Annotated in this window: 2 protein-coding genes; both read left to right on the top strand. The window is 65.9% G+C overall.

The annotated features are described in order from the left end of the window. Positions 1–210 (top strand): hypothetical protein (locus HB662_RS28695; protein ID WP_209443524.1); only part of this gene is annotated, 210 nt, incomplete at its 5' end. Between the two features lie 667 nt (positions 211–877). After that, on the top strand, positions 878–7,408 hold a 6,531-nt coding region (locus HB662_RS28690; RefSeq protein WP_456305494.1), incomplete at its 3' end, for a hypothetical protein.

The following is a 7,408-nucleotide window of genomic DNA, read 5'->3' as shown; positions in this document are numbered from 1 at the left end:
GATGCGAACACGCTGCTGGGCGGGGAGCAGTCCTTCGTCTACCAGGGCGCCACCACGAACTACATGGACGCGGCGGCGGGCGAGCTGTGGAGCTACGTGCTCGGCGGCAACACCTACGTCATCGCCGGTGTGGATGCGGGCAACACCCGCGACTTCCAGATCGAGATCACCGGTGCGCACAACCTGCAGGCCAGCGACTTCATCCTGTAGGCGACGCGGCACGGCAGCGGCGGCCCGTTCCGAACATCATCACGGAACGGGCTGCCTTCTGCAGGGCAGAGAGAAAGGCGGCCAACAATCCGGCCGCCTTCGCAGGGTCCTCACATTCGTGCGGATCAAGAGGCAAAGGACCGGAATATTTCAACCCAGGCGTCTTGATCCCGGCTGTCGGCGGTGCTGTCTTTCAGCGGCGGAAATTTTCGCTCACTGCAGAAATGTGAGCCAGAAGCCGACCTGAGATGCCACCGACCCGCATGCTGCCGCAGCGGGACCCAAAGCTCGGTGCATCTCCTCAGCATCGAAGCTGCTGCCTTGAGCGTCGTCCGTGCAGGAGACCTCGGGGCCGAGGCGGAGCAGGTGCGCAGTGTTGGTCAGGAGCGTCGGAGGCTTCGTGTGCTGCAGGTCATGATGAGAAAGCAGGCGTCTCTCCACGGCGTGACTTTGATCGTCCAGCCTAGGCGACGAGATGCGACAGCAATCGCGATCTGGCGTGAAAGCCAGCACGACTTTCAACCAGCAAGGCCCGCTGGACCCAGTTGAAGAAGGCGCTGCCAAAGCCGGCGCGGCTGGAAAGCCGCCGAGCCCGGCGACGATACCCGTTCTTCCTCCAAATGCCGGCGCACAGCGCCAACCCTGAGCCACGAAGCGGAACCCGACCATGAGCATCACGACCATCGACGGCACGCAAGACGCAGATACGCTTACCGGTACGGAAGATCCCGAGGAGATCAAGGGATTCGGCGGCGACGACACGCTCGTCGGCAACGGCGGCGACGACCTGCTGATCGGCGGTGACGGCGCGGATAATCTGCAGGGCAACGATGGCGCGGATACGCTGCAGGGCGACGCGGGCAACGACGAGTTGTACGGCGGCGAAGGCGACGACACGCTGGTAGGCGGCGCGGGTGCCGACCTGCTCGATGGCGAAGGCGGCGCGGATGCGGTGGACTACTCGGGGTCCGGCGCTGCGGTCAATGTCGACCTCGATAGCGCCAACGGCAGCGGCGGGGATGCCGAAGGCGACAGCTACTCGGGTATCGAGACCGTCTTCGGCAGCAATCACGACGACACGATCTACGGCAATTCCGGCGACCAGTTGCTGAGCGGCGGCGATGGCAATGACCAGCTGAATGGTGCGGACGGCGCGGACACGATCGAAGGTGGCGCGGGCGCCGATACCCTGACCGGCGGTGACGGCAACGACATGCTCGATGGCGGTGCGGGCATCGACTTGGCCAGCTATTACGAGCACTCCGGCTCGGTCACCGTGAACCTCAACACCGGTACCAGCAGCCTCAACGACACGCTCGTCGGCGTGGAAGGCGCGCATGGCGGCGAATATGCAGACACGCTGATCGGCTCGGCCGACGACAACCTGCTCATTGGCGGCGGCGCAAACGATTCATTAGAGGGCGGGGCCGGAAGCGACACTCTGGTCGGCGGCGAAGGCAGTGACCGGCTGGATGGCGGCGAGGGCCTCGACACCGTCAGCTACGCCGGCTCCAGCGCGGGCGTCAACGTGAGCCTCACTCCCTCGGGATCGCAATCTGGCGGGGATGCCGCCGGCGACACGATCCTCGGCGTCGAAAACGTGATCGGTTCCGGCCATGCAGACACTCTGTCTGGCAGTGACGAAGCGAACGTGCTCACCGGCGGCGATGGCAACGACGCGCTCACCGGCGCCGCCGGCGCCGATACGCTTTACGGCGGCGCAGGCGACGATTCTGTCAACGGCGGCAGCGATGCCGATACGCTTTACGGCGGCGACGGCAACGATCAGCTCGCAGGTGAGGCGGGCGACGATGTCCTTGTCAGCGATGCGGGCGATGACAGCCTGTCAGGCGGCCTGGGCGCCGACACGCTTATCGGCGGCGACGGCTTCGATGTTGCCTTTTATCTGAATGCGTCCTCGGGCGTCTCGGTTTCGCTGCTTTCAAATGTCGGGTCGATTGGCGACGCCGAGGGCGATACGCTGAGTGGGATCGAAGGGCTGAACGGCTCGAGCCACGCGGATACGCTGACTGGCTCCGAGGGCAACAATCTGCTCGCCGGCAGTTCCGGCGACGACGTGCTGTCCGGTGGCGGCGGCGGTGATACGCTACAGGGCGGTGGCGGTAACGACACGCTGGCCGGCGGCGACGGCAACGACCGGATGGATGGCGGCGACGAGCGCGACACTGTCGATTATTCCGACCACGGCGCGGCCGTCCTGGTGAACCTCACCAGCGGCACCAGCAGCCTCAACGACACGCTGATCGGCATCGAAGACGCGCTGGGCAGCGATCATGGCGACACGCTGATCGGTGAATCCGGCAACAACCGCCTCGATGGCGGGGCCGGTGACGACCTGCTGGAGGGTGGGGCAGGCAATGACGACCTGCGGGGCGACGCAGGCGAGGATACGCTGGACGGCGGTGCTGGCGCAGACACGCTGACCGGCGGCGAGGGCAACGATGTCTATCAGGGCGTCGAAGCCGGCGATGTCGTCACGGAACTCGCCGGTGGCGGGCGCGACGAGGTGCAGACCGCGCAAGCTTCGTACACCCTTGCTGAGCAGCTGGAGGATCTGACCGGCACCGCGATCAGTGGGCAGACCCTTATCGGCAATGTCGCGGACAACGTCATCACCGGCGGCAGTGGCGACGATATCATCGAAGGCCGGGGTGGCGCCGATACGCTGGATGGTGGTGCGGGCAACGATACCATCCAGGCGAGCGACGGCATCGTCGTCATCGGCGGCGACGGTATCGACCTTCTTTCGCTCAATGGAGCGCTGCCCACCACGGTCACGGCACTGGACGGCGGCGGCTTCACAGTGGTTGTCGCCGGGGCAGATGGTACCCAGACCATCAACGGCGTCGAGAAGATCTCCGATGCGGGTGGGACGGGGCTGCTGCTTGTCGGCAATGGCGGCTTCACCAGCCTGCAGGATGCGCTGGATGCCGCGCGGCCCGGTGACACGATCCGCCTGTTCGAGGATTCCTCGCCGGATCTCTACCGCGGGCAGTTCACCGTCCGTACCGGCGGCATCACCATCGAGGCGGCGGAAGGCCACGACATCACGCTGGAGGCGCCGGACACCGCGGACCAGGTCCAGACCGGAACCACGATCAATGGCTGGCTGAAGTTTGCGATCCTGGAGCTGTCGGTAACCGACCCGACGCAAGGCGCGGTGACGGTTCGCGGCATCACGATCGACGGACGCGGGCAGGGTGCGGTCTCGTCGGATGATCCGATGGTCGGCATCGCCGTCAGTGACACCTCGGCCGTGATCGACAATGTCACCATCACTGGAATCCGTGAGCCGCTGGAGATCAACGGCGATCTCTCCGGCAACTCGACCCACTACGGTATCCTGGCCGAGGGCAGCAGCACGCTGGAAACCGCGGCCACACTGGAGGTGCGCAACAGCACGATCAGCGACTTCCAGAAGACCGGCATCATTGCCTGGGGTCCGAAGCTGGATGTGTTGATCGAGGACAATACGATCACCGCCAGCGGCGAGCTCGGCAAGTCCAACCAGAACGGCATGCAGATCGGCTCCGCGGCCAATAACGGGCGCGACGGTACGACCGGCATCGTCCGCAACAACACCATCAACGACATCGCGCCCGGCAGCCCTGGCTTCTCCGCGACCGGCATCCTGGTCCGGCAGTCCGGGGCGCTGGAGGTCTCCGGCAATACGATCAGCGGCCCGGCGAATCTTTCCGCTCCGATCGAGACCATGGGCTCGGTCGGCGTGGGTCTCTATGAGGCCGGTACGGCTGTCACCGTTTCGGACAACACCTTCAACCAGACGACGATTGGTGTCTTCATCGAGGCCCCCTGGGGTCCGCTCGGCGAATACGATGCCGCGCATATCCTCAGCGGCAATCACTACGAGAATGCCTACATCGCCGTCTATGACAGCCAGGACAACAACAGCAACGACCAGGACGGGCTGGCCGAGAATGCGCTGACCATCACGGTCAACTCCTCGGCCACGGTGACAAATGGCCGCGGTTTCCTGGAATATTCGCTGTTCGGCGGGAACGACAGCTTCGTTGACACCGGCGCCGCCGCCACGGTTCTCGATGCCGGCGATGGCGGTGACACGATTACCGCGGGATCCGGTGCGGACAGCCTCGATGGCGGTTCGGGTGACGACACGCTGAACGGTGGGGCCGGTGACGACACCCTGATCGGTGGCGACGGCGGCAACCTGCTGCAGGGTGGCGAAGGGTTCGACCTGGTTGATTACAGCGAGGACACCGATGGGGTTCGTGTCAACCTGACCGAATCCAGGGGCAGTCACGTCGGCGGCGATGACACGCTGGAATCGATCGAGGCGGTGATCGGCTCCGACTACAGCGACCAGATGATCGGCGATGCCCAGGACAACCTGTTGGATGGCGGCGCCGGCAGCGACTTCTTCGTGGCCTCGCTGGGCGCCGATACGCTGATCGGTGGCTGCGGCACCGACTGGGTGGTTTATCTTTCCGAGGATCTCGCGGATGGTGTCGTGGTCTCGCTCGACCCGACCCAGCAGAGCGGCATGTCCTCCACCGGCCAGGTGCTGATCGACATCGAGGGTGTGATCGGCACGCAGGCGGATGACTGGATCATCGGCGATGTCAGCGGCATGGGCGGCTACGTCGACAATATCCTGCTCGGCCTGGATGGCGACGACATCCTGGATGGCGGCTTTGGCAATGATGTCCTGGCGGGCGGCGACGGCAACGACCTGCTGCTGGGCGGCGAGGGCTTCGACACGGCGCTGTACTTCGCCCGCGAGACCGCGATCGAGGTTCGCCTCGACCTCGGCTACATCAAGCATGGCAGCAGCACCGACGAGGTGGTCTCCATCGAGCATGTTGTCGGCAGCGCCTATGACGACCTGATGATCGGTGACGCCGAGGACAATGTCTTCGAAGGCGGCGACGGCAACGACACGCTGCAAGGTGGGGCCGGTGCGGACCTGCTGCTTGGTGGCGAGGGCAGCGACACGGCCAGCTACGCCAATGCCAAGTCCGGCGTGACCGCATCGCTCGGCAGTGTGGTCATCACCGGGTTCGGCATCATGGACGCGCCGGCTTCACCGAACACGGGTGAGGCGTTTGGCGACGCCTATGACAGCATCGAGACCTTGGAGGGTTCGGCTTTCGCCGATGCGCTCTATGGTGATGCCGAGGAAAATGTCCTGCGTGGCCTGGCCGGTTCCGACGCGCTGTATGGCGGGGAGGGCAACGACACGCTGGAAGGCGGCGTCGGGATGGACGCCATGCATGGCGGCGATGGCTTCGATATCGCGAGCTACGAGAACGCCGCTGCCGGCGTCTACGCTTCGCTGGCGAGCTTCCGTAACACCACCGGCTTCGGTCCTTCGGATGAAGCCGGCCGTGACAGCTACAACTCGATCGAAGGCCTGCGTGGGTCCGCCCATGCCGACCTGCTGCTCGGCAGCGAAGGGGACAACCTGCTGACGGGCGGCGCGGGCAACGACACGCTGGCCGGCAGTGCTGGCGACGACACGATCGAAGGTGGCGCCGGAAACGACGTGGTGGCAGGCGAGAGTGGGATCGACACGGCGTCCTACGCTTCTTCGGATGCGGCGGTGACGATCGATCTCGGTACGAACTCGGCTAGCGGCGGCCACGCCGAGGGCGACATCCTGTCCAACATCGAGAACGTGACCGGCTCGGCGCATGACGACAGCCTGACCGGCGATGCCGGGGCCAACCTGCTGATGGGCGGCGCGGGCAACGACACGCTGGTTGGCGGCGCCGGTGCCGATACGCTGGATGGTGGCGAGGGCTACGACACGGCGGACTACGCGACCTCCACCGAGGGCGTGAAGGTCGACATGCTCGACGGGTCGCAGAGCACCGGCGACGCGGCGGAGGATATTTTCGTCAGCATCGAGAACCTGGTCGGTGGCTCGGGCAACGACACCTTGCTGGGTGACGGCGCAGCAAACATCCTCGACGGCGGCGATGGCGACGACTTCATCAGCGGCCGCGGCCATGGTGCCGACACGCTGTCGGGTGGCGAGACGCTGATCGGCGGCGCCGGCAACGATACCGTCAGCTATGAGTGGGCCACGTCGGGCGTCACCATCTCGCTTGGTGCTGGCACCACGACCGGCTTCGGCTTCTCCGACAGCACGACCGACTTCGAGAACGCCATCGGCGGCAGCGGCTCCGATCTCCTCCTCGGCACAAGCGGCGCCAACAGCCTGACCGGCGGCGCAGGCAACGACACGTTCTACGGCTATGCCGGTGCCGATACGCTTCTGGGCGGCGAAGGCAACGACCTCATCCAGGGGTGGGGCGACAACGACGTCCTGAACGGCGAGGCGGGTGCGGATACCATCAGTGGCGACAGCGGCGACGATCTGCTGGATGGCGGCGATGGCAACGACACGCTGGAGGGCGGCGATGGCAACGACACGCTGCTGGGCGGCGAAGGCAACAACGATCTGGCCGGTGGTGGTGGCCTCGACGTGGTCGACTACAGCGCCGCCGTCGCATCCAGCGTGGTGTTCGGCACGCTGAGCCAGGAACTGTCGCGCTACGACGCGGAAGTGTGCCGCATGGGCGAGGATACCCTGTCGGGCATCGAGACCCTGATCGCTACCGCAGGCTCCGAGGATCACGTCGATGGCTCCGGGGAGACCGACCGGCGTGTCGAGGTGGATCTCGGCCTGGGCACTCTGGCCCTGATCGGGACCGAGACGACCTCGATGACCGTGACCGGCTTCGAGCACGCCGAGGGCGGTGCGTTGAACGACCTCCTGGTCGGTTCGGCGGGCACGAACATCCTGTCGGGCGGCGCCGGCGCCGACACGCTGCGCGGCCTGGATGGTGACGACAGCTTGAATGGCGGCAATGGCAACGACCTGCTCGTGGGCGGTGCGGGGAACGACACGCTGGAGGGCGGCTCTGGCCTCGATACCGCCGACTACAGCGCGTCGCTCGCGGCGATCTCGATCAACTTCGCCACGAGCACCCACACGGGCGGCGATGCCGAGGGCGACGTGTTGAACAGCGTGGAGGGGGTCATTGGCTCCGCACTGGACGACGTGCTGGCCGGCGGCGTCGGCGTGGAGATGCTGTCTGGCGGCGCGGGCAACGACACGCTCGCCGGCGGCGGCGGTGCGGATACGCTGCAGGGCGGCGCCGGGAACGACGTGTTCCTGATCGACGCGGCG

Source organism: Falsiroseomonas frigidaquae (assembly GCF_012163145.1).
Classification (GTDB): domain Bacteria; phylum Pseudomonadota; class Alphaproteobacteria; order Acetobacterales; family Acetobacteraceae; genus Falsiroseomonas; species Falsiroseomonas frigidaquae.
Note: the sequence above shows the minus strand (reverse complement) of the source record. Positions and strands in the feature narration are given on the sequence as shown.